Here is a 26,259-nt window from a genome sequence, read left to right as displayed (position 1 = left end):
CCCTGCCGGTCAGGACGGCGCGAGGGTGGTGCCGGCCGTCCAGTCGGCGTGGAGCGCGCGGTAGACGTCGCTGCCGGCAAGCAGGTCGGCGTGCGTTCCGGTCGCCACGATTCGCCCGGCGTCGAAGACGATGACGGTGTCGGCGCTCTCTGCCGTCGCGAGCCGGTGGGCGATCGTGATGCTCGTCCGTCCTGATGTCAGGTGCTCGATGGCGCGGCGCAGCTGGACGTCCAGCGCCGGGTCGACGGCCGAGGTGGCCTCGTCGAGCACCAGGACGTCCGGGTTGGCGATCCAGGCCCGCACCAACGCGACCAGCTGCCGCTCGCCGGCCGACAGCTGGGTGCCGCGCTGCCCGACCTGGCTGTCGATGCCGCCGCCCCTCGAGCCGAGCCAGTCGTCGAGGTCGAGGTCGGTGAACGCCCGGCGGACCTCCTCGTCGGTGGCACCGGGACGTCCGTAGCGGACGTTGTCGGCCAGCGAGCCGTCGAACAGGAAGCCCTCCTGCGGGACGAACGCGACGTGCTCGCGTAGTGCGGCCGACCCGACCTCGTCCAGCGGCACGCCGCCGATCAGGATGCGACCGGTGCCGGGTCGCAGCAGCCGGACCAGCAGCTTGGCGAACGTCGTCTTGCCCGAGCCCGTCTCGCCGACGATCGCGACTCGATCGCCCGCCGCGATGTCGACGCTCACGTCGTGGAGGACCTCGACCCCGGCGCCGTAGGCGAAGCCGACGCCGTCGGCGACGACCGACAGCCCACCGTTGGGAAGGTCGCGCCCGTCCTCGCGCTCGTCGAGGTCGGGCGCGATGTCGAGCACCCGCAGGATCCGGCGCACGCCCGACGCCGCCACCTGTGCCTGATCGAGCGTCTCGACCAGCATCTGGACGGGCTCGATGAACTGGTTGACCAGGAACAGGAACGCGATCAGCGTGCCGGCGGACACCTCGACGGCGAACAGGCCGACGACGAGGACCATGGCCTGGACCAGCGCGGAGAAGATCTCGCCGCTGCTGAACAGTGCCGCCGCGGTGCGGTGCGTGCGGTACTCGGCTGTGAACTGGGCGGTCAGCCGGTGACGCAGCCGCCGGCGCGTGCGCTGCTCCGCGCCGTAGGCCCGCACGGTCGGCAGGCCTGCGATCGCCTCGCCGATCGCGGCCATGCTGTCGGCGACGCGTACGCGGACCTGGTCGTACGCGCGCTGCAGCATCCGCTGGAACCAGCGCAGCACCAGGCCGTAGCCGAACGTGATGCCGGCGACGACCAGCGCGAGCTCCCAGCGGTAGACCAGCATCACCGCCATGACCAGAGTGACTCGCAGGACGCCCAGGATGAGGTTGATGCCGCCCCACCCGAGGAACTGCTGGATCTCCTGGACGTCCGAAGTCACGCGGGCGACGAGCGCACCGCGCCGCTCGCCCTGGACGTGCAGCAGCGACAGGCGGTGCAGGTGGGCGAACGTCATCACGCGCAGCTCGCAGAGCCCGTTGGCCGATGCGGTGCTCATGCGCACCTGTGCGTGACGGTTCGCGAACGCTGTCAGCGTGAGCACAATCAGCGCGACGCCGCCGAGCGCCGCGACGGCACGGATGTCGACCCCATCCGGCGCCAGCACATACCGGTCAATGACGACCTGCAGGCTGACAGGCACCACCAGGCGGCCGATCGCGCCGACGAACCCGAACGCGACGGTTGCCAGCAGGCCCCTGCGCAGCGTCGGTGCCAGCGCGAGCGCGCGGCGCAGCGCGGCGGTCGTGCTGATCGGCGCGTCGTCGGCTCGGGTCGCGCCGCTCACGGCGCACCACGCCCATCGGGCCCCGGCATCGCGAGGGGCGCGGCCGGGCGTCCAGCGCCGTCGCGCGCGCGGCGCAGCGCGTCGTGCTCATAGGCGCGCAGTAGCCGGGCGTACGCGGGCACCTCGCGCAGGAGCACCTCGTGGCGGTCGTGCGCGACGATCCGGCCCCCGTCGACGAAGGCGACCTCGTCTGCGAGCGCGATGCTCGACGGGCGGTAGGCGACGATCAACACCGTGGCCGGCAGCTCGGCGTCGCCCAGGCCACGCAGGATCTCCGCCTCGATCGAGGGGTCGACCGCCGAGGTCGCGTCGTCGAGGATCAGCAGGCGCGGGCGCTGCGCCAGCGCCCGCGCGAGTGCGAGGCGCTGCCGCTGGCCGCCAGACAGTGCCACGCCCCGCTCGCCGATGCGGGTGTCGTAGCCGTCGGGCAGCGCCATGACGAAGCCGTCGGCACGGGCCAGCCCGGCCGCGGCGCGCACCTCGTCGTCGGCCAGGTCGTGGTGCAGGGCGATGTTGCCGCGGACCGTGTCGTCGAACAGGAAGCCGTCCTGGGCGACGTACGCCAGCTCGCGCGCGAGCTCACCTGGAGCGAACTCCCGCACATCGCGCCCGTCCACCCTGATCGCGCCGGAGACAGGATCCCACAGGCGGGCCAGCAGCAGGGTCAGCGTGGTCTTGCCGGACCCGGTCGGGCCGACCACGGCGACCGTCCTGCCGGGGGGTATGTCCAGGCAGACACCGTCGAGTACGGCGCGGCCGTCGCCGTAGGCGAAGCCGACGTCGACGCTGGCGACGGGTGCCGGGCCCGTGCCCGGCGTCGCCCGGCGCTGCCCATAGGCGATGCGGTCGTCGGCCCCGAGCACGGACTGCACGCGGTCCCACGCCGGCACGCTGTCGCCCAGCTGCCACAGCGTGAACCCGATCAGCCGGGACGGCAGCAGCACAAGCGACAACAGGAAGGTGACCCGGACCAGCTCACCGGCCGTGATCGCATCGACCGAGATCCGCCAGGCGCCGAGCACCACCACCACGACGGTGATCAGCCCGGGCAGCACCTCCTGCGCCGCGTTGAACCACGCGCGCAGGATGCCCAGGTCGACCAGGTGGTCGCGGAGCCCCTCCGCGTCGTGACGAAGGCGAGCGACCTCGTGCTCCTCGCGTCCGAGCGCCTTGACGGTCAGCGCACCGTCGAAGCTCTCGTGGGCGGTCGTGGCCACCGTGCCGCGCATCCGCTGGACCTGCTGGCCGAGATGTGCCATCCGCCAGCTGCCGCGCACGTTGATGGCGACGCTCACCGCGACCCACACGATCGCCGCGACGCCGAGCCAGGGATCGGTTGCGGTGATGAGCGCCGCCGACCCGACGAGCAGCGCCGCTGCGCCGACGCCGTAGGGCAGGGGGGCCAGCACGTAGGTGGCCTGTGTGGTGTCGGCCTCGGCGATCGACAGCAGGTCGCCTGTCGCATGCCGCTCGTACCAACGCATGGTCAACTGGAGCTGGTGATCGACGATGCGCTCCCGCAGGTCGTTCTTGGTCCCGTACTGCAACGCCGCGGCGGCTGCACGGCGCATCGTCACGCCCACCGCCTTGCCGATGCCCACGCCGACGATCAGAGCGACCGCGAGCCTGATCCGCCCGGGATCGCCCGTACCGCGCGTCACCGGAACGATCAGCCCGTCCGTGACCCATCCCAGCACCAGCGACGAGGCGACGATGCCACCGGCGAACAGCAGCGACCCGATGAGTGCGACCACGAACGGCCGCGGACGGCCGCGCACGTGCGCGGCCACCACACGCAGGCCGGTCCGGACGACCGTGGCGGGGCGGATCGACGGGGACATGCGTGCGGAAGCGACCTTCCGGGAGAGGATGGCGGCGCGGGCCGAGGCGGCAATCCACCACTGTATGCCGGGTCCCGCCGGTCGGCGTGCGGCTCCCCCGGTGCCGACCGGCGGCCCCGATGGTCCTGACTGAGGGTGACGTTCGCCCCTGCGCGCCAGGTGCGCACCGATCGATACTCCGTGCGGGTGGTCGTTCCAGTGAGGTGACCGGCATGGCGTTCGAGGACATGGTCGAGCGGGTCCAGCAGGCGATCGACGTGCGGCGGGTGTTCGGTGAGCCCTACGTCCGCGATGGTGTGACCGTCATCCCCGTCGCTGCCGTGGGGGCCGGCGCGGGTGGCGGCAGCGGCGATGACCCCGAGCATGGCGGCAGGGGCGAGGGCGGCGGCTTCGGCGGAGGTGGCCGGCCGATCGGCGCCTACGTGATCAGCGATGGACAGGTGTCGTGGCGGCCCGCCATCGACGTCACGCGCCTGGCCGTCTGGGGCAACATCGTGCTGATCGTCCTCATCCTCGCCGTGTCGCGGGAGCGGCGCCGGCGCTCCGCACGCGCGGCGTGACTCACTCCCGCAGGTGCGCGTCGAAGAACGCGACGATGCGCCGTCGTGCGTCGCGGGCAGACGGCTCGTGGTACGCCGACCGTGCCAGCGCACCGGCCACCAGCGCCCAGCGTGGCATCTCGTCGGGATCGTGGTCGTTGAGGAACGAGTGGCCCGCGCGGGGGTAGGTCGCGATGTCGTGGTCAACGCCGTTGACGGTCAGCGCGTGCTCCAGCCGCCGAGGTCCGTCACCCATGGAGGGGTCCCGCGCGCCGAAGCTGCCGACGATCGGACACCCGCCGCGCAGCAGCTCCTCGGCGTCGTCAGCCACGACCCGTAATTCACGCTCGAGGCGTCGTAGCCGCGGGCTGCTGCGAGCAGGAGCGCGAACCCGCCGCCCATGCAGAACCCGATCACACCGACCCGGTCGGTGCAGTCGTCACGCGCTGCCAGCCATGACCGGACGGCGTCGAGGTCGTCGAAGGCGGGACCGGAACGGCGGGCAGCGTCCCGGATCGTCGCGAACATGCACCGCAGCCGCCCACCGCGGTGGTACAGGTCCGGGGCGGCCGCGAGGTATCCGGCGTCCGCCAGCCAGCCCGCCTGGTTGCGCCGGTCCGTCGTCATGCCCAGCGCGTCGTGGATGCACGACCCCGCGCCACGGCCCGGTGCCCGGCGGTGTGGCGAGGTGGACGGGCACGACCTCGGTGCCCGCGGCGACCGTCACGTCGCTGGTGGCCATCTCCTCCTCGGTGTCGTCGTGCGTGATCGGTCGGTGGCCGCGTCGCGTTCCACGCGGTCGCCGCCGCCCCTGTCGACCGACCGCGGGAAGTGTCCACGGTCGAACGACGCGGCGCAGGGCGGACGAGTGGCACGGCGTTTGGCCAGGCACCGCCGGGCGCCGCCGGCGGATCGTCCATCCCGAGGGGAGTGACGCTTGTGCCGACAGCGTCAGCGGGATGCTTCCGCATGCCCTGAACCCGTGCCCGTGGGGCGAGCCGGGGATGCGCTGGCGCACGCGGCGTCCGGCTCGGTGGGTGGCGCGTCGGCACCTCGGGTACGAAGACCCCAGCGCGGCGCGGGCGACGCGGAGCTGTGCGATCGTACCCCCAACTGAGCACCGTCCCTGACGGCAGGACCGGGAGGAGATCATGAGCGAGGCTGCAGGGCCCCCGACGCGGATCGCCGTGCTCACCAGTGGCGGCGACGCGCAGGGGATGAACCCAGCCGTGCGCGCGGTGGTCCGCACGGCACTGCACCACGGGGTCGACGTGTACGCGATCTACGAGGGGTACCGCGGTCTGGTGGACGGCGGTCCCGCCATCAAGCGTTTCGCATCGTCAGACGTCGGTGGCATCCTGCACCGCGGCGGCACGGTGATCGGCACGGCGAGGTCCGCCGAGTTCCGTGAGCGACAGGGTCGGCTGCACGCGGCACGCAACCTGCTCGAGCACGGCATCGACGCGCTCGTGGTGATCGGAGGAGACGGCAGCCTGACAGGCGCCAACCTGTTCCGTGAGGAATGGCCGGGCCTGCTGTCAGAGCTCGTCGACGCGGGGCAGGCCGACGCCGATCTGGCCGACGCGCATCCGTTCCTGCGCCTGGTCGGGCTCGTCGGCTCCATCGACAACGACATGTTCGGCACGGACATGACGATCGGCGCCGACAGCGCGCTGCACCGCATCACCGAGGCGCTGGACGCCCTCCACAGCACCGCGTCTAGCCACCAGCGCACCTTCGTGGTGGAGGTGATGGGGCGCCACTGCGGCTACCTGGCGCTGATGGCGTCGCTGGCGACCGGCGCCAACTGGGTCCTCATCCCCGAGCATCCGCCGGACACCGACGACTGGGCCGACGTCATGTGCGCGGCGCTGCGGGCCGGACGTCGCATCGGCAGGCGGCAGAACGTCGTCATGGTCGCCGAGGGCGCGCAGGACCGCCAAGGCAACCCGATCACCGCCAACGATGTCAAGCGGATCCTCGAGGACACACTTGGCGAGGACGTGCGGATCACGATCCTGGGCCACGTCCAGCGCGGCGGCGCGCCGAGCGCGTTCGACCGCTACCTGAGCACGCTGCTCGGGTACGCGGCCGTCGAGCAGCTGCTCAGGGACGCGCCGGGCGCACCGGCGCAGCTCATCGGCATCCGGGAGCACCAGGTCATCAGCTCGCCGCTGATGGACTGCGTCGAGCGGACCCATGCCGTCGCCGACCTCATCGACAAGCAGGACTACGACATCGCGATGCGGCTGCGTGGGGGGAGTTTCCGGGAGTCGTTCGGCATCCTGCGGACGCTCGTGCAGGCCACCCCGCGGGCGCCCGCGACTGCCGGACGTCGACGCCGCGTCGCCGTCGTCCACGGCGGGGGACCGTCGCCCGGCATGAACACCTCGGTCCGGGTCGCCGTGCGCCTCGGCCTCAACCACGGCCACACCATGCTGGCGGTCAGCAACGGCTTCCGAGGGCTGCACGACGGCGACATCAACGAGATGGAGTGGATGAGCGTCAGTGGATGGGTGTCGCACGGGGGTGCCGAGATCGGCACCAACCGCTACGTCCCGGACCGCGCTGCGGTCGTGCGGATCGCCGAGCAGGTTGCGGCGCACCGGATCGACGCGCTGCTGATGGTCGGCGGATGGGCAGGATACGAGGCCGCGCACGTGCTCCACACGGCACGCCGGCAGCACGCCGCGCTCGACATCCCGATCGTGTGCCTGCCGGCCTCGATCAACAACGACCTGCCCGCGTCAGAGCTGAGCATCGGCAGCGACACCGCGCTCAACAGCATCGTCAGCGACGTCGACAAGATCAAGCAGTCCGCAGTCGCCTCGCGCCGGTGCTTCGTCGTCGAGGTCATGGGCCACGACTGCGGCTACCTGGCGTTGATGAGTGGGCTGTCGACTGGGGCGGAACGGGTGTACATGCCCGAGGAGGGCATCACGCTCGCCGATCTCGCGACCGATGTCGGTGCCCTCGCGGCCGGCTTCCGCCGCGGCAAGCGCCTCGGTCTGGTGATCCGCGGCGAGAACGCCGAGCCCGTGTACACGACCGGCTTCATCCACGCGCTGTTCGCCAAGGAGGGCGGCGAGCTGTTCGACGCCCGCGAGGCCATCCTCGGCCACGTCCAGGAGGGTGGGGACCCGTCACCGTTCGACCGCATCCAGGCGACGCGGCTGACCGCGAGGTGCATCGACTTCCTCACCGAGCAGCTGGAGTCGGAGGGACGCGCGGGGGCCATGATCGGCCTGCAGTCCGGCAGGGTGCAGTTCACCGACCTCACCTCGTATCCCACGCTCGTCGAGACCGGCGTCCAGCGCCCCCTCGAGCAGCGGTGGATGCGCCGCCGACCGCTCGCCCGGGTCATGGTCGGAGGGACGGCCCCGTGACCCGTGCCGATCCGTCGCCGACCGGGAGCGCCGCCGCGTCCGGTCAGGCGGCCGTCGTCACCCGCGCCGTCGCGAACGTGTAGGCCGGGGAGCGGCCCACCGCAGAGCGCAGCACGCCGAGAAGGTTACCGGCGTTGGCGACAGCCACGCGCGCCGCGAGCCGGCCCGCCGACAGGTGCAGCATCCTGCGGTGGACGCCCGGCAGCGAGCCGGCGGCACCGGCGAACAGCGGCAGGTAGGCGGCGCGGAGAGCGGGTGCAAGGGGTGGCCAGCGCAGGAAGCGCACCGCGTCGCGGGCCTGCACACCGACCGCCAGCTCCGGCGCGATGTCGTCCAGTGCGGTCGTCAGCTCGGCCACCGTCCGCGGCAGCTCGTCGAGCAGGGGCAGATCGACGTCACCGGCACGCAGCAGGTCGGCTGCGTCGGGGGCGCGCAGCAACGGCGCCAGCGGCACCCGCTCGTCGAGCAGGGCTGCCATCCGCGACTGCTCGGCCACGAACCGGTCCGCCGCGTCGGACCCCACCGGGTCGGGCGACCACAGGCGGTCGGCGGTGAGGAACGACGACGTCAGGGCCATCGACACCCACCCGAGCAGCGCAGGGTCGCCTGCGCGGTAGGGGCGGCCGTCCGGCGCCGTGCCCCGGACCACACGGTGGGCCCGGCGCACGGCCTGTGCCGCGCCGAGGACCTCGGCGGTCGTGCCGAAGGTCGACGTGGTCACCCAGCGCGACGTCGACTGCAGCCGCGCCAGCGGGTCCTCGCGGTAACGCGAGTGGCTCGCGATACCCGCCATCGCGAGCGGGTGCAGCGTCTGGAGCAGCAGGGCACGGACGCCACCGGCGATCGCCGCGGGCTCGGCGATGATCGTCCACGACGGCGACCCTGGCCCGCACAGGCCCGGGTCATGGTCACCCGGAGGGCTGGGGCGGCGGGCGCCGAACACCCGTCGCATGATCGTCTGGATCCCATCGCGTAGGACGGGCACCCCGTTGGGTACGGTTGCGGCGACAGCGGTCACCGGTTGCACCGGCCTCGGTCCACCCAACCAGTCGATGGCTGTCACACAGCCACCGTAGCGGTACCGCGAGGCGGCCAGCGGTGTGGCCGCGACGCCGAGGGTCGGCCCCGACGGCGGCGCGGTGTAGCGTGCACGACCGAGCGGACGCGCGAGACGACTCAGACGAAGGACGGTGGCATGCGGATCGGGATCCTCACGGGTGGGGGGGACGTTCCAGGGTTGAACCCATGCATCAAGGCGGTGGTCAACCGCGTGATCGACGACGGCCACGAGGTGCTCGGCATCCGGCGTGGCTGGGGCGGGCTGCTCGCGTGTCAGCCCGACGATCCGATGTCGATCAAGGACAGCACACTGCCGCTGGACCGCAACGTGGTGCGGCGCGTCGATCGCTCCGGCGGCACCTTCCTGCATACGTCGCGGACCAACCCGGGCCGGGTGCGACCGAAGGAGGTCCCGACGTTCCTGGCCGGTCAGGCCGACGGCGACGGTCCGTTCGACTTCACGCCTCACGTGCTGTCGGTCATCGAGAGCCTCGGCATCGACGCGCTCATCCCGATCGGAGGCGACGACACGCTGTCCTATGCGGTGCGCATGCACAAGGAGGGGGTGCCGGTCGTCGCGATCCCCAAGACGATGGACAACGACGTCCACGGCACCGACTACTGCATCGGCTTCTCCACGGCGGTCACGCGCAGCGTGCAGTTCATCCACTCGCTGCGCACGTCTACCGGCTCGCACGAGCGCATCGCTGTCGTCGAGCTGTTCGGACGCTACTCGGGTGAGACCTCGCTGGTCTCGGCCTACCTGGCCGGCGTCGACCGCGCCGTGATCTCGGAGGTGCCGGTGGATGTCGACAGGCTCTCGCAGCTCCTCATGACCGACAAGCGTGCGAACCCGAGCAACTACGCGATGGTCACGGTGTCGGAGGGCGCCACGATCAAGGGCGGCCAGATGCTGGTCTCCGGCGAGGCGGACGCGTACGGGCACCGCAAGCTCGGGGGCATCGGCGAAGTGCTGGGCGCCGAGATCAAGGCCCACACCGGTGAGGACATCGTGGCGCAGACGCTGGGCTACCTGATGCGATCCGGTGCCCCGGACTCGCTGGACCTCATGGTGGCGACCAACTACGCGGTGATGGCGGCCGACCTGGCCGTCGAGGGCTCGCGCGGACGTCTCGTCGCGCTGCGCAGCGGGACCTACACAAACGTGCCCATCGGGGTGACCGGCGAGGGCGCGAAGCGCGTCGACGTCGACGCGCTGTACGACGTGGAGCAGTATCAGCCAAAGGTCCGGCACGTCAGTGGCAAGCCGATGTTCCTCTACTAGAACGTGAGACCGCACACGGTACATGCAAGGACAATGACCAGCCGTGATGAAACGCGGCGTGTCGGCGAGGAGTGTGAACCTCAAGTGGAGATCGAGAGTATTCGCGCACGTGAGCTGCTGGACTCGCGCGGCAACCCGACCATCGAGGTCGACTGCCTGCTGATCGACGGCGCGTTCGGGCGAGCGATCGTGCCCAGCGGCGCATCCACAGGGCAGTTCGAGGCCGTCGAGCTTCGCGATGGCGGCGAACGCTACGGCGGCAAGGGCGTTGCCAGCGCCGTGAGCAACGTCAACGACACCATCGCCGGCAAGGTGGTCGGCATGGACGCCACCGATCAGCGTGCAGTCGATGCGGCGTTGCTGGCGCTCGACGGCACTGATGACAAATCGAACCTCGGAGCCAATGCGCTGCTGGGCGTCAGCCTCGCGGTCGCCCGTGCGGCGGCCGAGTCGCGGGCACTGCCGCTGTACGCCTACCTCGGCGGACCCAACGCGCACCTGCTGCCCGTGCCGATGATGAACATCGTCAACGGCGGCTCGCACGCCGACTCCAACGTCGACTTCCAGGAGTTCATGATCGCTCCGGTCGGTGCGCCGACGTTCGCCGACGCGCTGCGGATGGGCGCCGAGGTCTACCACGCGCTCAAGGGCGTGCTGAAGGCCTCGGGCCTGTCGACGGGACTGGGTGACGAGGGTGGCTTCGCACCGGAGCTCGAGTCGAACACCGCTGCGCTGGACCTGATCGTCGAGGCGATCAGCGACGCCGGCTACACCCCCGGGGACGACGTGGCCCTCGCCATGGACGTCGCCGCCAGCGAATTCTTCGACGATGGCGTCTACAACCTGGCCGGCGAGGGGCGCGAGCTGTCGTCGAACGAGATGGTCGACCTGTTGTCCGACCTGGTCGACCGGTTCCCGATCGTGTCGATCGAGGACGGGCTCGACGAGGAGGACTGGGGCGCCTGGCAACGGCTCACCGCTCGCGTGGGAGACCGCTGCCAGCTGGTCGGCGACGACCTGTTCGTCACCAACTCACAGCGGGTCCGGCGGGGTATCACAGAGGGCAGTGCGAACAGCGTCCTCGTGAAAGTCAACCAGATCGGTACCCTGACGGAGACGCTGGACACGATGGAGCTCGCACACCGGTCCGGGTGGACCTGCATGGTGAGCCATCGCTCCGGCGAGACCGAAGACACGACGATCGCGGATCTGGTGGTCGCGACCAACGCAGGGCAGATCAAGAGTGGTGCTCCGGCCCGCACGGACCGGGTCGCCAAGTACAACCAGCTGCTGCGCATCGAGGAGCTGCTGGGCGACGCCGCGCGCTACGCGGGCCTCGACGCCTTCCCGCGGACCTACCACCGACCCGACGACTGAGAACACTTCGCGGAGCCTGGTTCCACGAGCCCTGGTCGTCTCGCTGACGCTCGACTTCCAACGGTCCGGGGAGGCTCCGCCGGACAGAAACCGACAGGAGCGCGGCCTCATGGCTTCTTCCCTCCGCTCCATCATCGACCGGGCACGCGGCCACGCGCTGGCGGCGGGCCGTCGGCTGGTCGCCGCCGTCAGCGCGTCTCGGCGGTTCGTGCTCGGGCTGGTGGCGCTGCTCGCCCTGCTCGGCTTCATGGCCGCGGCCCCGATCCGCAGCCTGGACGCCGCCACCCAGCGCGTCGAGTATCTGCGCGCCACGAGGGCGCAGCTGACCGCCAGCATCACCGATCTCGAGCACCGCAAGGCCGGGCTGCAGGACCGCCAGCACATCGAGCTGCTGGCGCGCAGCCGGTTCGGCCTCGTGCGGCGCGGCGAATCGGCCTACGTGGTCGTGACGCCCGAGGACGAACTGCGCACCGACGGCGAGCCACCGGACAGCGCCGGACACCGCGCGTGGTACCGATGGCTGCTCGACGCGGTCGTCGACATGCTGCCCTCGTGACCGGACGATGAGACGATCGGCGCGCGATCCGGTGACCGCCGACACGGTGGTGCGGTCCGCGACGTTCGCCGAGCTGGACGTCGCGACCCTGTACGCGATCCTGAGGCTGCGCTCGGACGTGTTCGTGGTCGAGCAGCGGTGCACCTATCGTGACATTGACGGACGTGACACCGAGCCGACGACGCGGCACCTGTGGATCGCCGGCGGCGACGGTGCGGTGGGCGCCTACGTCCGGACGCTCGACGAGGGCGGCGACGTCACGCGGATCGGGCGCGTCGTGACCGCACCGGAGCTGCGCGGGCAGGGCCTCGCGGACTGTCTGGTCCGCCACGCCGTTGAGGCCGCGCCGGGCGCGGTGGTCGCTGCGGTGCAGGCGCGCCTGACCGGCTGGTACGGTCGGCGCGGCTTCGTCGTCGACGGCCCCGCCTTCGTAGAGGACGGCATCGCCCACGTCCCGATGCGACGGGACCCGGGTGGCGACGGGTGGTCCGGATGATCCCTGACGCCCTCCGCCCGGCCGACGACGCGTCGTACGCGGCGCAGCTGGCCCGTGCACCCATGGACCCCGAAGAAGCCGAGTTGGCGGCGCGCATGATCGGCCGTCCGCTGCGGGGCCGGTCGGCCACCGCGGTGCGGTGCGCGTGGGGCCTGCCCGCCGTGCTGCGGGTCGATCCGCAGCTCGACGACGGCACGCCGTTTCCGACGGTGTTCTGGCTCAGTTGTCCGCTGGCGAGCCGGGCCATGGGGCGGCTCGAGGCCAGCGGGATCATGCGCGACCTCACCGCCCAGCTCGGAGAGGACGAGGTGCTCGCTGACGCGTACCGTGCGGCACACGAACGTTACGTGGCGTTCCGCAGCGAGCTCGGACCCCGAGTCCCTGGTGATCCCAGTGCGGGCGGCATGCCCGGCAGGGTCAAGTGCCTGCACGCGCTGTACGCACACCACCTCGCGACCCAGGACAACCCGGTCGGAGCATGGGCTGCGCGTCAGAACGAGCCGATGCCGTGTCCCGGTCCGTGCGTTGGCGACGACGCCGATGACGGCTGACCGTCGCGTCGTGGCCGCCGTCGACTGCGGTACCAACTCGACGCGCCTGCTGCTCGCCCACGTCGACGGCCGCGGCGTGGATCCGCTCGTGCGGCGAACCGCGCTCACACGGCTGGGCGCTGGCGTCGACGCGTCCGGACGCCTGTCTGAGGCCGCGATCACCAGGGTCGGTGACGTGCTGGCCGATTACGCCCGGCAGTGGCGCGACGCCGGGGCGGTGCGCGTCGCGATGACAGCGACCAGTGCGGTGCGCGACGCGACCGACGCCGCGGTGTTCCTCACCACCGTGCGCGACATCACGGGCGCCGACGTCACGGTCCTGACCGGTGCGCAGGAGGCGGCTCTGACCTTCGAGGGGGCCACGGCCGGAACCAGCGGGCGCCGGGTGGTGTGTGACATCGGCGGTGGGTCGACCGAGCTGATCAGCGGCGACGGCAGGGTCGACCGATGGGTCAGCATGCAGGTGGGCAGCGTCCGCCTGCGCGAGCGACACCTGCACGGCGACCCGCCGTCGGTGGCCGAGTACGCGGCGCTGGTGAACGGGATCGACGATGTGCTCGCCCGCCAGGACGACGCGTTCACGGCCGTCGGGTGCCACCCGCAGATCGCGGTGGCGGGCACCGCCCTGACCGTGGCCGCGGTGGCGGTCGGCGCGACGGCTCCCGACGTCGACGCGGTCGACGGCACCGTCCTGTCGTCCGTCGACGTCGCGCAGGTCATCGAGGACCTGGCCTGGGTGCCGGCCGCGCAGCGCCTGGCACTGCCTCCCGTCGTCCCCGGCCGCGAGGACGTCATTGTGGCGGGTGCGCTGCTGCTCAGCCGCCTGCTGGCGCGGTTCGGCTTCGACGCGGTCGAGGTCCGGGTCGCCGACCTGCTCGACGGCATCGCGCGACGCGTCGGCGCCGACGCGTGGCCTCCAGCGGCCATCGACGGAGCGACGTGAGCGCCAACGCGCGCCGGTGGCACAGGCTGCGAACAGGCCTTGCCGAGCTGCGTGCGACGGATGTCGGCGCGACGACCGCCCGGGTCGGCGCGGTGCTCGTGCTGCTCGAGGAGCGCAACGACGACCTGGTCTTCGTGCTCACCCGCCGCCGCGACGATCTGCCCACGCATCCCGGGCAGGTCTCGTTCCCCGGTGGGCGACGGGAGTCGTGGGAGACGACCCGGTCGGCGGCGCTGCGCGAAGCCGCCGAGGAGATCGGTCTGCGGCCTTCGACGGTGGAGGTCGTCGGGCGCCTGCCAGCGTTCTTCATCCCACCCTCGCGGTTCTGGATGGCGCCGGTCGTCGCCAGGTGGCACGCGCCTCACCCGCTGGAGGCGCAGGAGGCGGAGGTCGCGGCGATCGTCCACGCGCCGCTGTCGGCCCTGACCCACCGGTCACGCTGGCGCAAGGTCAGGCTGTCGGCCACCGGCTGGTCGTGGGCGTGGGCGCTCGATGGTGACCACACCCTCTGGGGCGCCACCGGCATGGTCGTGACGGTGCTGCTCGACGTGCTCGAACCGGACTGGCGCGCTGGGACCGATCCAGGTGACCTGCCCGACGAGCAGGAGGTGATGCCCTGGCTGGATCCCCGCCTCGAGCGCCGTGTCGCCCCGGCGCGTCTGCCCGGCACCGCCACCCGCCCGCGGCACGGCCTCACAGCGCCGGGACCTCCCGCGCTCGCCAACGTCGACGCCGCCGGACGCGCGGTCGCGGCGGCGGTCGGCCGCCTGCCAGAGCCGGCGGGGCACATCGTGGTCCTGGCCGGGACAGGCGGGACCGGTGCGGTCGGCCTCGCGGCCGCACGCCTCCTGATCGCGACGGGCGCGCGGGTGAGCGTCGTCACGGCGGCCGCGGACGCCGGTTCGCCTGCCGTGCCGTTCACCGGCACACTGCCCGGGGCCGACCTGTTCATCGACGCGCTGGTCGGCGGTGGACTGCAGGGACGGTTGCGGGGGACGCCGCTGGAGATGATGTTGGCGCTGCGGGCTCACACCGCACCGATCCTGTCGGTCGACCTGCCCAGCGGTGTGCATCCAACGGAGGGGCTGATCGGGGACGCGGTGAGTGCGACCGTCACGGTGGCCCTCGACGGCATGTGGCCGGCGTTGGACCACGTGGGCCTGTCGCCGTTCGTCGGTGATCTGTACCTGTGGCGGCCGGGCTCTGACGAGGTCGTGCGAGTCGTCGGTGGCCCCGAGCGGACGAGCGCGGCGGGTGGCTGGCGTGAGTAGACACGGGAGGGTGGCGACGTGACGCTGCTGGAGAACCTGCTGGCGCACCGCAGCGCGCTGTCGGCCGACGCGGTCGACCACCTGCAGGCCCTGCTGGGGGAGTGGCAGACGCTCGCCGACATGTCCTTCGCCGACCTGCTGCTGTGGGTGCGCTGCAAGCTAGCGGACGGCAGCCCCGCGTACCTGTGCGTCGGCCAGATGCGGCCCTACACGACCCAGACGATCTACACCGAGGACCTGGTCGGCCAGGTGTTCCCGACGAGCGCGCGACCCATGGTCGGTCGGGCCCTGGTCGAGCAGCGCGTCATCCGCGATGCCGACCCTGACTGGTCCACCGGTGTCCCGGTCCGTGAGGAGGCGATTCCCATTCGCTTCCGCGGTGAGGTGATCGCGGTCATCACGCGGGAGTCCAACGTGTCGACCGCCCGCGCGCCGTCGCAGCTCGAGCTGACCTACCTGCAGACCGCAGGCGAGCTGGCCCAGATGATGGCCGAGGGCACGCTGCCGCACCCGGACGCCAGCCGCGAGGAGCGTGAGCTCGCCCCGCGGGTCGGGGACGGCATCATCCGCGTGGACGCCGACGGCGTGGTCGGGTTCGCGTCGCCGAACGCCATCTCGGCCTACCGGCGTCTGGGTAGCCTCGATTCGGTGATGGGCTCGCACATCGAGCGGCTGGATCCCGAGCCCCGCCAGCTGCTGGAGAGCCTGCGGACGGGCATCCCCGTCGACGCCGAGGTCGAGGTCAACGACGCCGTCGTCATCCGCCGGTTCATCCCGCTGATCGCCAACCGCCGCATCATCGGCGCGCTGCTGCTGGTGCGCGAGGTGACGGAGCTGCGCCAGCACGAGCGTGCGCTCATGGTCAAGGACGCCACGATCCGGGAGATCCACCACCGCGTCAAGAACAACCTGCAGACCGTCGCGGCGCTGCTGCGGCTGCAGGCTCGAAGGCTCAAGAGCGACGAGGCGCGGGCCGCGCTGAGCGAGAGCGTCCGGCGGATCACGTCGATCGCGCTCGTGCACGAGACGCTGAGCGAGGAGGCGCGCCAGCGGGTGCCGTTCATCAAGATCACCCACCGCATCGTCGACATGCTTGCGCAGGGACTGGTCGGCCCCGACATGCCGATCGAGTTCGAGCTGACCGGTGATCCCGACGAGCTGTCGGCCGAGGTGGCGACGCCGCTGGCGCTCGTGATCGCGGAGCTGCTGCAGAACTGCGTCGAGCACGCGTTCCCCTACGACCAGGAGCCGCCGAAGGGCGACGCCCACGTGTCGGTCCACTTCGACCGCGGCGGCGACGAGCTGCGCGTCGTGGTCGCCGACAACGGCGTGGGGCTGCCGGAAGGCACCTCGCTCGACGACATCGCCAACCTCGGCCTGCGGATCGCCAGGACGCTGCTGGAGACCGAGCTCGGAGGCACCTTCGAGGTGTGCCGCGGTGACCCCGGCACGATCGTCGAGCTGCGCGTCCCCCTGCGCCCGGTCACGGCCTGATCCAGCCTCCGGCGGTCCGCACGGGCCGTGTCATGGACGTGCCACAGGTTCACTCGTGTGGCGTCGGGTTCAACGAAGTGTTGTCATCAAGTGGCGCCTGGTACCTGATGATCAGCTGCGCGATCCGCACCATTCGCCAAGGGGGCTTCACATGCGGAAACGACTGGCAATGTTCGTCGTGGCGTCGATGATCCTTAGTCGACGTCACCGACAAGGACAACCCGGTGCCGCTGGCGCGGTACGAGTACGAAGATGACGGTTACATCCATCAGGGGTGGCTGACGCCGGATCAGCAGTACTTCCTGCACAACGACGAACTCGACGAGGAGTTCGGGCAGGTCGCGGGCACGACGGACCGGATCTTCGACGTGCGCGACCTTGACACATTGAGCGAGCCGCCGCATGTCAACCACGGCACCACGTCGATCGGGCACAACGAGTACACCGAGGGCCGCTACCTGCACGCTGCGAACTAGACGTCGGGCTATCGCGTCTTCGATACCAGCAACGTCGCTGAGGGAGAGCTGCCACAGGTCGCGTACTTCGACATGTATCCGGAGAACGACAGCCCGACGTTCGAGGGCGGGCCGTGGAGCAACTACCCCTACTTCCGTCAGGAGGGGATCGTGGGGCGTGAGCAGCATGGATCGCGGGCTGTTCATCCTGCGGCCGCGGTTGCGCGGCCGGTAGGGCGACGGGGGGACGCCCGCTCCCGGCGGGCGTCCCCGTGCCGCGTTGCGCCGGCCCGTCGCTGCGTCCCGCTACCCCCGCTGCTTCGCCTCCGCCACGCCGGCCAGTCGCCGAGCCCGGCCGGCGCAAGTGCCACCCACCTGCCATACGTCCCACCACGCCCGCTGAACTGCCCGCCCGCCGGCCGGGGCGCCCGAACCGTACCCGGGTGCGGTTGCGGTCGGATCTGGCTCGGAGCGCGCCCGGGTGCTGTTGTGGCGCGCACTTGTCCACGGCCAGAGGCGGTCGGCGCTCGACGTCCACCGCGAGAGTGGGCATCGTCGCGCGGCATGCCGGACAACTCGTGGATCGCCCTGTTCGAACTCGCCACGCACCAGTGGGGCGTGATCGCGAGAGCCCAGGCTCGACAGCGGGGGATCAACGACCGCACGTTCACCCGTCGTGTCCGATCCGAACGGTGGCAGCAGCCACATCGTGGTGTGTACGTGGTCCCGGGCGCGATCTGGGGGCCGATGCCGCGTCTCAGCGCCGCACTGCTGGCCGTCGGCCCGCACGCCGCGGCCACCGGTGTGACCGCACTCCACGTGCATGGGGTCGTGGACCGCCAGCCGGCGCGCCTGATGCTGGTCGTACCGCACGGCCGCCGGGCCCGGAGGCTGCATGCCGTGGACGTGGTCCGGTCGCGCACGCTGCGCACTGATGACATCACCGTCGTGCGCGGCCTCCGGTGCACCACACCCCCGCGGGCCTTCCTCGACGCGGCGCCCGCGACCCTGGATGACCCAGAACTGCGCGCGATGCTGATCGACGCCCGTCAGCGCGGCATCGCTCAACCGGCGGAGGTGGGCGAACGAGCGGCGCTGGCCACGCCGACGCTGCCCGGCCGCCGCCGGCTGCTCGACGCGATCGCGGCCGTCACCGAGGTCGGGGCCGATTCGGTATTGTCCGACCTCGTCCACCGGCGGCTGGTAGCAGATGGTCTCAGCCCGGACCCGACACCGACACCGGTGACCGTGGAGGGGCGACGGCTGCATCCCGACATCACGTTCGCCTCGGCCCGGGTGTGCATCGAGTGCGACTCTCTGGCACACCACGCCGACCAGCGTGCCCTCGATCTCGATCATCGCAAGGACCACGCATACACCACGGCACGGTGGCGATGCCTGCGTGTCGGTTGGCGTCGCTACGACCGCGACTGGCCGGGCTTCGTCGCAGCGGTGCGGCAGGCGCTGGAAGAGTGGCCCAGGGTGTGCGCCGCACTCGGCCCGTGAGCCCGCCGACGTGCCGAGGATGCGCCTGAGTGCGGGCGTGGTCAGGTATGCCGGTAGGGCACCCGGGGCGGTTGTGGCGGCGATGGGCGCGCGTGCCCGACGTGCGCCCCCGGTGCGGATCAGGTCGCATCCGACCCGAAGTGCACCTGGGTCCGGTCCGGGCGTGGGCGGGGTCGGGTCCGGGCCGATCGTGGCGGCGGGGTGAGGGTCGGGTCCGGGCCGATCGTGGCGGGGTGAGGCTCGGGTCCAGGCCGATCGTGGCGGCGGGGTGGGGGTCGGGTCCGGGCCGATCTGGCGGCGGGGTGGGGGTCGGGTCCGGGCCGATCGTGGCGGCGGGGGTCTGGGTCGGAGGCGGGTCTACAGGCCGAGCTCGCGGGCGATCAGGATGCGCTGGATCTCCGAGGTGCCCTCGCCGATCTCGAGCACCTTGGCGTCCTGGTAGAAGCGACCGACGCGCGACTCGGTCATGAAGCCGTAGCCGCCGAAGATCTGCGTGGCCTCGCGCGCGGCCGTGACGGCCTGCTCGGACGAGTACAGCTTCGCGATCGACGCCTCCTTCTTGTAGGGCAGGCCCTGTTCCCGGCGCCAGGCGGCGTTGTAGTACAGGTGCCGTGATGCCTGCGCGGCGACCTCGAAGTCGGCGATCTTGAAGGCGATCGCCTGGTGCTCGCCGATCGGGCGTCCGAACGCGGTGCGTTCGGAGGCGTAGCGGACGCACTCGTCGATGCAGCCCTGGATCAGGCCGGTCGCCAGCGCCGCGATGGCGATGCGCCCGTCGTCGAGGATCTGCAGGAACTGGCGGAACCCCGCGCCGACCTCGCCGAGTGTGTTGGCGACCGGGACGCGCAGGTCGCTGAACGCCAGTTCGCGGGTGTCCGATGCGTGCCAGCCCACCTTGCGGTAGGGGGGTGCGACGGTCAGCCCCGGCGCGCCGGCGGGCACGATGATCGCGGTCATCTCGTCGTCGCCGGTCCACGCCGTGACCGTGATGATCGATGTGAGCTCGGTGCCCGCGTTGGTGATGAACACCTTCGAGCCGTTGATGACCCAGTCGTCGCCGTCGCGCGCCGCACGGGTCGTCGTGCCGCCGAGGTTGTCGGATCCGCCGCCCGGCTCGGACAGCCCGAACGCGCCGATCCGCTCGCCGCGGCACAGCTCCGGCAGCCAGCGCTCCTTCTGCTCGTCGGTGCCGAACCCGTCGAGCGGCGCCGCTCCGAGCCCCACCGCGGCCTCGAGCGTGATGCCCAGGGACTGGTCGACGCGGCCGATCTCCTCGATCGCCAGGCACAGCGTCAGGAAGTCCCCGCCCATGCCGTCGTAACGCTCGTCGAACGGGATGCCGAACAAGCCCACCTCAGCCATGCGGCGGACGATGTCGGTGGGGAACCGGCCCTGTGCGTTGATGTCGTCGGCGACTGGGGCGATCACCTCGTCGGCGAAGTCGCCGACGACGGCGCGGAACTCCTCCTGCTCGGGTGCCAGGGCGAACGACAGGCTCACGGGGTCTCCTCGGTGCGGCGCGGTCAGCGGCGTGACCGGCTGCGCTCAGCGTACGTCGCGGGGGAGTTGACCAAACGGCCGGGTCGGGTTGCTATGGTGCCCCACGCCAGGGCGTGCGGTCAGCGCCCACCAGCGGGAGCAGGGGAGCGGCGGCATGGGTGTTCGGCGGACCGTGCACGTGGTCATCGGCACGGCGCTCGTCATGGTGGCGACGATGCTGCCGGGGGCGGCAAGCGCGCAGACGGCTGGTCCGGTCATCAACGAGTTCGTCGCGAACCACACGGGGGCCGACACCTTCGAGTACGTCGAGGTGACGGCACTGGCGTCCGACGGTCCCGGCGACCTGACGGTGCTCGAGGTCGAGGGCGACGGCGGCGGCACGGGCACCGTCGACGCCGTGCTCCCAGTCGGTGCCCCCAACGCCGACGGCTACTGGACCACGGGCTTCTTGGACAATGAGATCGAGAATGGCACGGTGACGCTGCTGCTCGTCGCGGGCTTCAGTGGCAGCCTGGGCGACGACCTCGACGCCGACGACGACGGCACGGTCGACACGACGCCGTGGACGACGCTGGTCGACGCCGTCGCGGCGTCCGATGGCGGCAGCGGCGACCGGACCTACACCGATGTGGTGCTGACATCGGGCTTCGACGGCATGTCCTTCGCGCCGGGTGGCGCATCGCGCATCCCGGACGCGACCGACACCGACGCGGTCGCGGACTGGACGCGCAACGACTTCGAGCTCGCGGGCATCCCCGGGTTCGCCGGCACCCTGCAGGATGGCGAGGCGGTGAACACGCCTGGCGCGGAGAACACGACCGAGCTCGACGATGGCGTCGTGCTGGGTGCGTGCGGCGACGATGCGACGCTCATCCACGACGTGCAGGGCGACGGCGCCACCAGCCCGCTGGTGGGTGCGCGAGCCGTTGTCGAGGGAGTCGTGGTCGGCGACTTCCAGACCGGCGCGACCGGCGAGGACGGCGATCTCGGGGGGTTCTACGTCCAGGAAGAGGAGGACGACACCGACGACGACCCGGCGACGTCTGAGGGTGTGTTCGTCTTCGACGACGACGCGGCCGTGGCGGTCGGCGACGTTGTGCGCATGCTGGTCAGCGTGGTCGAGTTCGAGACGTCCGGCGGCGCGTCGTCGCTGACCGAGCTGACTGGCGTGAGCGGGCTCGAGGTCTGTGGCGAGGCGTCGCTTCCGACGCCGGCGACGGCGCAGCTGCCGGTCTCCTCACCGGACGCCTACGAGCGCTACGAGGGAATGCGCGCGACCTTCCCCCAGGACCTCGTCATCTCGGAGTACTTCAACTACGACCGCTTCGGTGAGATCGTGCTGTCGCTGCCGTTCGACGACCCGGACCTGGGCGACGATCGCCTGTTCCAGCCGACCGCAGTCGTCGAGCCAGGGTCTGCGGCTGTCGCGCTCGCCAAGCAGATCGCGCTGCGCCGGATCACGCTCGACGACGGTCTGAGCGTCCAGAACCCCCCCGCCACGCGCCATCCGAACGGGGAGCCGTTCTCGCTGTCCAACCGGTTCCGCGGCGGCGACACCCTGACCGGCACGATCGGCGTGATCGACGACACCTTCGGCCTGTACCGCGTCCAGCCGACGGCACCCGCGGAGCACACGGTCGAGAACCCACGGCCCGCAGCGCCGGATGACATCGGCGGCGACGTCACCGTGGCGACGTTCAATGTGCTGAACTACTTCCTGACGCTCGACGACGGAGTGAACGACATCTGTGGGCCGCTCCGTGACCAGGAGTGCCGCGGCGCCGACGATGCGGAGGAGTTCGAGCGCCAGCGCGCCAAGATCCTGGCCGCGCTGGCCGAGGTCGAGGCCGACGTGTTCGGGCTCATCGAGATGGAGAACACGACCGATGTGTCGCCGCTCGCCGACATCGTCGCGGGCCTGAACGCCCAGCTCGGTGCGGGGACGTACGACTACATCGACACCGGCACCATCGGCACGGATGCGATCAAGGTCGGCATCATCTACAAGCCGGCGGCGGTCACGCCGGTCGGTGACTTCGCGATCCTCGACTCGTCGGTCGATCCGCGGTTCCTCGGCACGTTCAACCGGCCGGTCCTCGCACAGACCTTCGCCGACGGTGACGGCGGGGTGTTCACGATCGCCGTCAACCACCTCAAGTCGAAGGGCTCGGACTGCAACGACGTCGGCGACCCCGACGTCGGCGACGGACAGGGCAACTGCAACCAGACCCGCACGCAGGCCGCGGAGGCCCTCGTCGACTGGCTGGCGACGGACCCGACCGGAAGTGGCGACGCGGACACCCTGATCGTCGGTGACCTCAACAGCTACGACAAGGAGGACCCGATCGACGCGGTCCGCGACGGCGCGGACGACGTGTCTGGGACCGACGACGACCACACCGACCTGCTCTTCGCCTACGAGGGTGAGCTCGCCTACACGTACGTGTTCGACGGGCTGCTCGGTTACCTCGACTACGCGTTGTCCAGCGGGACGCTCACCCCGCAGGTCGTGGACGCCACGGCGTGGCACATTAACGCCGACGAGCCCGACCTCCTCGACTACGACACGACGTTCAAGAGTGACGGGCAGGACGCACTGTACGAACCGAACGCGTACCGGTCGTCGGACCACGACCCGGTGATCGTGGGGCTGGACCTCAACGCGTCACCGGTGTGCGACGCAGCTGTGGCCGATCCAGACCGGCTGTTCCCGCCGAACCACCGGTTCGTCCCGATCACCGTGGAGGCGGTCACCGACCCCGAGGGCGACCCGGTCACGATCACCGTCGACAGCATCTTCTCCGACGAAGCGGTCGACGCGGCGGACAGCGGCGACACCGCTCCTGACGGCCGGGGGATCGGCACCGGGACGGCCGAGGTCCGTGCCGAGCGCGTGGGTGGCGGCAACGGCCGGGTCTACACGATCGGCTTCACCGCGACGGACACGTCCGGTGGCAGCTGCAGCGGCGAGATGACCGTGGCCGTGCCCGTCGGACGCGGGGGCGACGCGGTCGACGATGGACCCCAGTTCGACGCCACCGCCATCCCGTAGCCCGGGCAGGGCGGCCGGCGTGATCATCACGCCGGCCGCCGGCACCCACGGACCCGGTGGATGACCGGCGGGCCGCGGCGCCTGAGAGGTGCCGCGGATCCCTGGGCTGCATGGATCCCCAGCCGATGTCGCCAAGGAAGAGGGACTGGCGGCCGCCGCGCGGCCGCCAGTCCCTGTCGGTGATCGTGGCCGTCGGCGTCAGCTCGCCAGACGGCGTCGACGCTGACGGCTGCGACGCAGCGACCGCCGCTCGTCCTCGCTCAACCCGCCCCAGACACCGGCGTCCTGGTTGGTCTCGAGGGCCCACTCGAGGCAGGCCTCGATGACGTCACACCCGTGGCACACGTGCTTGGCCCGCTCGAGTTGCTCCAACGCCGGCCCGGTCGATCCCACCGGGAAGAACAGTTCGGGGTCCTCGTCGAGGCAGGCAGCTCGCTGTCGCCAGTCCATAGCGGAATGCTCGCTTTCTCACCAGAGTCAGTGTCGGGATCGAGTGGTGGCGACCGGTGTCTCCGGGTCGTCGCAGACCCTCGATCCCTTGTGAAACGGAGCACAAGCCCGTTGTGTGGATGACTGTACTCCCGCCTCGGAGGACCGTAAAGGTTGTTCTTTCGGCCGATACCCCCCATGAGACGTATGCTACGTTGACCGGTTTTGTGTCCGGCGGAGCCCGACCTCCCGTTCATTGTGCGAACCGGGCCTGGCACGGTTTCCCAGCCCGGTGCCGTTGGTCCGTGGATCGGGCGGGCCGATCTCAGGCGACCACGTGGAGCGCGTCGCGGACGCTGCGGAACGCCACACGATCCGTCTCGCCGACGTAGTCGCCGTCGAGTTGCAGCGGCAGTGGCCGGTCCGACTCGCAGATGACCTCGGGCAGGTCCGAAAGGAGGTCGACGAAGCGCAGCCGGCCGACGTCGTCCGAGGTCAGCGCGGTCCGAGCAACGCGCAACAGCACCATGGCCGACAGCCGTGACAGGGCGGTCAGGGCGAGGTCGGCGGAGATGTCCGCGACCGGGCACAGGTCGGCTGCGCGGCGCCCCAGGTACGTGTACGGCCGCGCGTTCGCGCACACCACCCAGCGCTGCTCGGACAGCAGAGGGTTGTCCACCGTCCGCACCCGGATGCGTGCGCGGCGCGTCGAGGACGACTCGGCGACGGCCTGCAGCGTGCACCAGATGAACGACGCCTGTCGGACGGTCCGCTTGAGGTGGTAGCGCTGCTCGACCCGGCGGACGACGTCGGCATCGAAGCCGAACCCCGCGTGGAACGCGAAATAACGGTCGTTCGCAAGGCCGAGGTTCACCGTGCGCACCTCGTCGTCGGCCAGGTGGCGCAGGATGGCCGTCGTGGCCGCGATCGGCTCGTTGGGCAGTCCGAGGCTGCGGGCCAGCACGTTGGTCGAGCCACCGGGGATGATCGCCAGCGCGACGCCGGTCCTCGCGATGCCCTGGATGACCTCGTTGACCGTGCCGTCGCCCCCGAGCACGATGACGACCTCGTAGCCCTCGTCGGCAGCGCCGGCGCCAAGGAACCCCGCGTGGTTGCGGCGCTTCGTCGGTACCGCCTCGAGGTCGAGCGCGCCGCCCAGCGCCCGGGTGATGACGTCGATCACCGCGGCGCTTGTGGTCGTCGCGGTGGGGTTGTACAGCAGCAGCGCACGCACGGCGTCCGCCTCGCCCTCTCCCGACCTCTCAGAAGCTCGCGTCGCCGTTGTCCATGCCCCGCCGCAGGAACTCGAGGATCCGTGTGAGCAGGCGGGACACGTGCATCTGGCTGATGCCGACGTGGTCGGCGATGCGGGACTGGGTCATGCCGCGGAAGAACCGCAGGAACAGGATCGTGCGCTCGCGTTCGGGCAGTTCCGCGATCAGCGGCGCCAGCGATGCGAAGTACTCGAGGTTGTCGAGCGCGATGTCGTCCTCGCCCATGCGGTCGAGGCGCATGGGCGAGTCGGCGTCGTCGGCGCCCGACGGCGCGTCCAGCGAGGTCGTCGAGTACGCCTGACCGCTCTCGAGGGCCTCGAGCACGTCCTCCTCGCTCACACCGGCGTGGTTGGCGATCTCACTGACCGTCGGCGAGCGCCCGAGCTGCTGGGTCAGCGTCGCCACGACCTTGTTGAGTCGCAGGCTGAGCTCCTGCAGCCGGCGCGGGACGCGGATCGCCCAGCCCTTGTCGCGGAAGTAGCGCTTGAGCTCGCCGACGATCGTCGGGGTGGCGTAGGTCGAGAACTCCACGCCGCGCTCGAGGTCGAAGCGGTCGATCGCCTTGAGCAGGCCGACGCTGCCGACCTGGATCAGGTCGTCGAGCGGCTCACCGCGGTCCCGGAACCTCTTCGCCAGGTACTCGACCAGGGGCAGGTGCAGGCGGGCGAGCGTGGCCCTGATCTCGGGATCACCAGTCTCGCGCAGTTGCGCGAACAGGTCCTTGGTGTCGTCGCGCGTGTAGCTCGTCTTCAACCTTGGCCCTCGGCGTGGTGGTCGGCGTGATGGCGTTGCTTGACGAGTGTGAGGCTGGCGGTCGTGCCCTCGACCGTGGTGGACAATCCGTCAGTCAGCGCCTGCAGGATCATCCAGCTGAACGACGACGGATCGATGACGGTCTCGGGTGTCGAGACCTTGGTCGACAGCTCGACCTGCAACTGGTACTCGTCGACCGCGGCCCGAAGTTCCAACGGCGTTCCATCCCCATGACGTAGAAGCAGCACCGCCGCCTCCTCTACAGCCATTCGTAGGTCGTCGACCTGCTCCAGCGTATAGTCCCGCCGGGCAGCTATTCCGCTCACGACCGTCCGTAGTAGCGTGAGATGATCCGCGAGCGGCGGCACACGCAGTGTCACAGTTGGTGCGTCCAAGGGGTCCTCCGAGGGCCAGCGGGAAGAAGAATACCGATCTGACCACGCACGTACCGTTGTATGACCGACAATGGGAGCCCGCTGCGGCAGGGCTCCGTGGAGATGAGATGGCGATCGACATCAACACCTACTTCCGCGGCCTTGCGTCGGACCGCTTGCGCGAGCTCGGCGATTCGATGCTCGGGCTGTCCCGCGAGGCGGAGGAGTCCGAAGCGCACATGGCGGCGATGCACTTGGCCGACATCGCCACCCAGCTCGAGGGCATCGCGCGGGAGGCCTCGCCCGAGTCCAGCCAGGCGACCTGAC

At 71.0% G+C, this 26,259-nt stretch carries 24 protein-coding genes; 14 read left to right on the top strand and 10 right to left on the bottom strand.

Annotated features, from left to right (window positions below):
- Nucleotides 1-9: 9 nt before the first annotated feature.
- Complete coding sequence (locus tag VK923_08595; protein ID HSJ44723.1) at nt 10-1,791, bottom strand: ABC transporter ATP-binding protein; 1,782 nt, start codon at nt 1,789-1,791, stop codon at nt 10-12.
- Nucleotides 1,788-3,632, bottom strand: coding sequence for an ABC transporter ATP-binding protein (locus VK923_08590; GenBank protein HSJ44722.1), 1,845 nt, complete (start codon nt 3,630-3,632; stop codon nt 1,788-1,790). Before VK923_08590 ends, VK923_08595 begins: the two co-directional genes overlap by 4 nt.
- 212 nt (nt 3,633-3,844) lie before the next feature.
- Between VK923_08590 and VK923_08585 the strand changes: the two genes are divergently transcribed.
- Nucleotides 3,845-4,192 (top strand): spore germination protein GerW family protein, encoded by a 348-nt coding sequence (locus tag VK923_08585; protein HSJ44721.1) that lies wholly within the window; start codon nt 3,845-3,847, stop codon nt 4,190-4,192.
- 1 nt (nt 4,193) lies between these two features.
- Here VK923_08585 and VK923_08580 read toward each other — a convergent pair whose 3' ends face one another.
- Nucleotides 4,194-4,427: a dienelactone hydrolase family protein gene (locus tag VK923_08580; GenBank protein HSJ44720.1), complete on the bottom strand. Its 234-nt coding sequence runs from the start codon at nt 4,425-4,427 to the stop codon at nt 4,194-4,196.
- A complete protein-coding gene (locus VK923_08575) occupies nt 4,391-4,804 on the bottom strand; it encodes a dienelactone hydrolase family protein (protein ID HSJ44719.1) in 414 nt (137 codons plus the stop codon). The genes VK923_08580 and VK923_08575 overlap by 37 nt, the downstream gene beginning before the upstream one ends.
- A gap of 518 nt (nt 4,805-5,322) precedes the next feature.
- Between VK923_08575 and VK923_08570 the strand changes: the two genes are divergently transcribed.
- Nucleotides 5,323-7,557 (top strand): 6-phosphofructokinase, encoded by a 2,235-nt coding sequence (locus VK923_08570; protein HSJ44718.1) that lies wholly within the window; start codon nt 5,323-5,325, stop codon nt 7,555-7,557.
- Between the two features lie 43 nt (nt 7,558-7,600).
- Here the strand turns inward: VK923_08570 and VK923_08565 are convergent, their stop codons facing one another.
- A complete protein-coding gene (locus VK923_08565) occupies nt 7,601-8,575 on the bottom strand; it encodes an oxygenase MpaB family protein (GenBank protein HSJ44717.1) in 975 nt (324 codons plus the stop codon).
- Between the two features lie 177 nt (nt 8,576-8,752).
- On the opposite strand from VK923_08565, the gene VK923_08560 reads away from it, so the two are divergent.
- The 10 genes from VK923_08560 (at nt 8,753) to VK923_08515 (ending at nt 18,550) form a co-directional block, all read left to right on the top strand.
- Nucleotides 8,753-9,901 (top strand): 6-phosphofructokinase, encoded by a 1,149-nt coding sequence (locus VK923_08560; protein HSJ44716.1) that lies wholly within the window; start codon nt 8,753-8,755, stop codon nt 9,899-9,901.
- 84 nt (nt 9,902-9,985) lie between these two features.
- Entirely contained in the window at nt 9,986-11,278 is a 1,293-nt protein-coding gene (gene eno / locus VK923_08555) for a phosphopyruvate hydratase (protein ID HSJ44715.1), read from the top strand.
- 109 nt (nt 11,279-11,387) lie between these two features.
- Entirely contained in the window at nt 11,388-11,834 is a 447-nt protein-coding gene (locus tag VK923_08550) for a septum formation initiator family protein (GenBank protein HSJ44714.1), read from the top strand.
- Between the two features lie 7 nt (nt 11,835-11,841).
- Nucleotides 11,842-12,330 (top strand): GNAT family N-acetyltransferase, encoded by a 489-nt coding sequence (locus tag VK923_08545; protein ID HSJ44713.1) that lies wholly within the window; start codon nt 11,842-11,844, stop codon nt 12,328-12,330.
- Nucleotides 12,327-12,881 carry a DUF501 domain-containing protein gene (locus VK923_08540; protein ID HSJ44712.1) on the top strand — a complete coding sequence of 185 codons (555 nt, stop codon included), beginning with the start codon at nt 12,327-12,329 and terminating at the stop codon, nt 12,879-12,881. The genes VK923_08545 and VK923_08540 overlap by 4 nt, the downstream gene beginning before the upstream one ends.
- Nucleotides 12,871-13,824: a hypothetical protein gene (locus VK923_08535; GenBank protein ID HSJ44711.1), complete on the top strand. Its 954-nt coding sequence runs from the start codon at nt 12,871-12,873 to the stop codon at nt 13,822-13,824. The genes VK923_08540 and VK923_08535 overlap by 11 nt, the downstream gene beginning before the upstream one ends.
- Nucleotides 13,821-15,095 (top strand): NAD(P)H-hydrate epimerase, encoded by a 1,275-nt coding sequence (locus tag VK923_08530; GenBank protein ID HSJ44710.1) that lies wholly within the window; start codon nt 13,821-13,823, stop codon nt 15,093-15,095. The genes VK923_08535 and VK923_08530 overlap by 4 nt, the downstream gene beginning before the upstream one ends.
- A gap of 18 nt (nt 15,096-15,113) precedes the next feature.
- Complete coding sequence (locus tag VK923_08525) at nt 15,114-16,589, top strand: histidine kinase N-terminal domain-containing protein (protein HSJ44709.1); 1,476 nt, start codon at nt 15,114-15,116, stop codon at nt 16,587-16,589.
- 224 nt (nt 16,590-16,813) lie between these two features.
- Nucleotides 16,814-17,065 (top strand): hypothetical protein, encoded by a 252-nt coding sequence (locus tag VK923_08520; GenBank protein ID HSJ44708.1) that lies wholly within the window; start codon nt 16,814-16,816, stop codon nt 17,063-17,065.
- A gap of 543 nt (nt 17,066-17,608) precedes the next feature.
- Nucleotides 17,609-18,550 (top strand): type IV toxin-antitoxin system AbiEi family antitoxin domain-containing protein, encoded by a 942-nt coding sequence (locus VK923_08515; protein HSJ44707.1) that lies wholly within the window; start codon nt 17,609-17,611, stop codon nt 18,548-18,550.
- Nucleotides 18,551-18,907: 357 nt separating this feature from the next.
- Here VK923_08515 and VK923_08510 read toward each other — a convergent pair whose 3' ends face one another.
- Complete coding sequence (locus tag VK923_08510; GenBank protein ID HSJ44706.1) at nt 18,908-20,050, bottom strand: acyl-CoA dehydrogenase family protein; 1,143 nt, start codon at nt 20,048-20,050, stop codon at nt 18,908-18,910.
- A 154-nt stretch (nt 20,051-20,204) separates the two neighbouring features.
- Between VK923_08510 and VK923_08505 the strand changes: the two genes are divergently transcribed.
- Nucleotides 20,205-23,102 carry an ExeM/NucH family extracellular endonuclease gene (locus VK923_08505; GenBank protein ID HSJ44705.1) on the top strand — a complete coding sequence of 966 codons (2,898 nt, stop codon included), beginning with the start codon at nt 20,205-20,207 and terminating at the stop codon, nt 23,100-23,102.
- Between the two features lie 198 nt (nt 23,103-23,300).
- Here VK923_08505 and VK923_08500 read toward each other — a convergent pair whose 3' ends face one another.
- The 4 genes from VK923_08500 to VK923_08485 all read right to left on the bottom strand — a co-directional run bounded on the left by VK923_08500 (nt 23,301) and on the right by VK923_08485 (nt 25,926).
- Nucleotides 23,301-23,552: a WhiB family transcriptional regulator gene (locus VK923_08500; GenBank protein HSJ44704.1), complete on the bottom strand. Its 252-nt coding sequence runs from the start codon at nt 23,550-23,552 to the stop codon at nt 23,301-23,303.
- A gap of 304 nt (nt 23,553-23,856) precedes the next feature.
- Complete coding sequence (locus VK923_08495) at nt 23,857-24,765, bottom strand: diacylglycerol kinase family protein (GenBank protein ID HSJ44703.1); 909 nt, start codon at nt 24,763-24,765, stop codon at nt 23,857-23,859.
- A gap of 28 nt (nt 24,766-24,793) precedes the next feature.
- Nucleotides 24,794-25,558: an RNA polymerase sigma factor SigF gene (locus VK923_08490; protein ID HSJ44702.1), complete on the bottom strand. Its 765-nt coding sequence runs from the start codon at nt 25,556-25,558 to the stop codon at nt 24,794-24,796.
- Entirely contained in the window at nt 25,555-25,926 is a 372-nt protein-coding gene (locus VK923_08485) for an ATP-binding protein (GenBank protein HSJ44701.1), read from the bottom strand. The genes VK923_08490 and VK923_08485 overlap by 4 nt, the downstream gene beginning before the upstream one ends.
- A 134-nt stretch (nt 25,927-26,060) precedes the next feature.
- Between VK923_08485 and VK923_08480 the strand changes: the two genes are divergently transcribed.
- Nucleotides 26,061-26,258, top strand: a complete 198-nt coding sequence (locus tag VK923_08480) for a hypothetical protein (protein ID HSJ44700.1) — start codon at nt 26,061-26,063, stop codon at nt 26,256-26,258.
- Nucleotide 26,259: the final 1 nt, after the last annotated feature.

It is taken from the genome of Euzebyales bacterium (assembly GCA_035461305.1).
GTDB lineage: Bacteria > Actinomycetota > Nitriliruptoria > Euzebyales > JAHELV01 > JAHELV01.
This window is presented reverse-complemented; position numbering and strand designations above follow the sequence as displayed.

Bases quoted from the DNA above. Each gene is read 5' to 3' on its own strand.
- VK923_08590 (HSJ44722.1), bottom strand. From the start codon at position 3,632: ATGTCCCCGTCGATCCGCCCCGCCACGGTCGTCCGGACCGGCCTGCGT.
- VK923_08585 (HSJ44721.1), top strand. From the start codon at position 3,845: ATGGCGTTCGAGGACATGGTCGAGCGGGTCCAGCAGGCGATCGACGTG.
- VK923_08580 (HSJ44720.1), bottom strand. From the start codon at position 4,427: ATGGGTGACGGACCTCGGCGGCTGGAGCACGCGCTGACCGTCAACGGC.
- VK923_08570 (HSJ44718.1), top strand. From the start codon at position 5,323: ATGAGCGAGGCTGCAGGGCCCCCGACGCGGATCGCCGTGCTCACCAGT.
- VK923_08560 (HSJ44716.1), top strand. From the start codon at position 8,753: ATGCGGATCGGGATCCTCACGGGTGGGGGGGACGTTCCAGGGTTGAAC.
- VK923_08550 (HSJ44714.1), top strand. From the start codon at position 11,388: ATGGCTTCTTCCCTCCGCTCCATCATCGACCGGGCACGCGGCCACGCG.
- VK923_08545 (HSJ44713.1), top strand. From the start codon at position 11,842: ATGAGACGATCGGCGCGCGATCCGGTGACCGCCGACACGGTGGTGCGG.
- VK923_08540 (HSJ44712.1), top strand. From the start codon at position 12,327: ATGATCCCTGACGCCCTCCGCCCGGCCGACGACGCGTCGTACGCGGCG.
- VK923_08535 (HSJ44711.1), top strand. From the start codon at position 12,871: ATGACGGCTGACCGTCGCGTCGTGGCCGCCGTCGACTGCGGTACCAAC.
- VK923_08515 (HSJ44707.1), top strand. From the start codon at position 17,609: ATGCCGGACAACTCGTGGATCGCCCTGTTCGAACTCGCCACGCACCAG.
- VK923_08505 (HSJ44705.1), top strand. From the start codon at position 20,205: ATGGGTGTTCGGCGGACCGTGCACGTGGTCATCGGCACGGCGCTCGTC.
- VK923_08500 (HSJ44704.1), bottom strand. From the start codon at position 23,552: ATGGACTGGCGACAGCGAGCTGCCTGCCTCGACGAGGACCCCGAACTG.
- VK923_08480 (HSJ44700.1), top strand. From the start codon at position 26,061: ATGGCGATCGACATCAACACCTACTTCCGCGGCCTTGCGTCGGACCGC.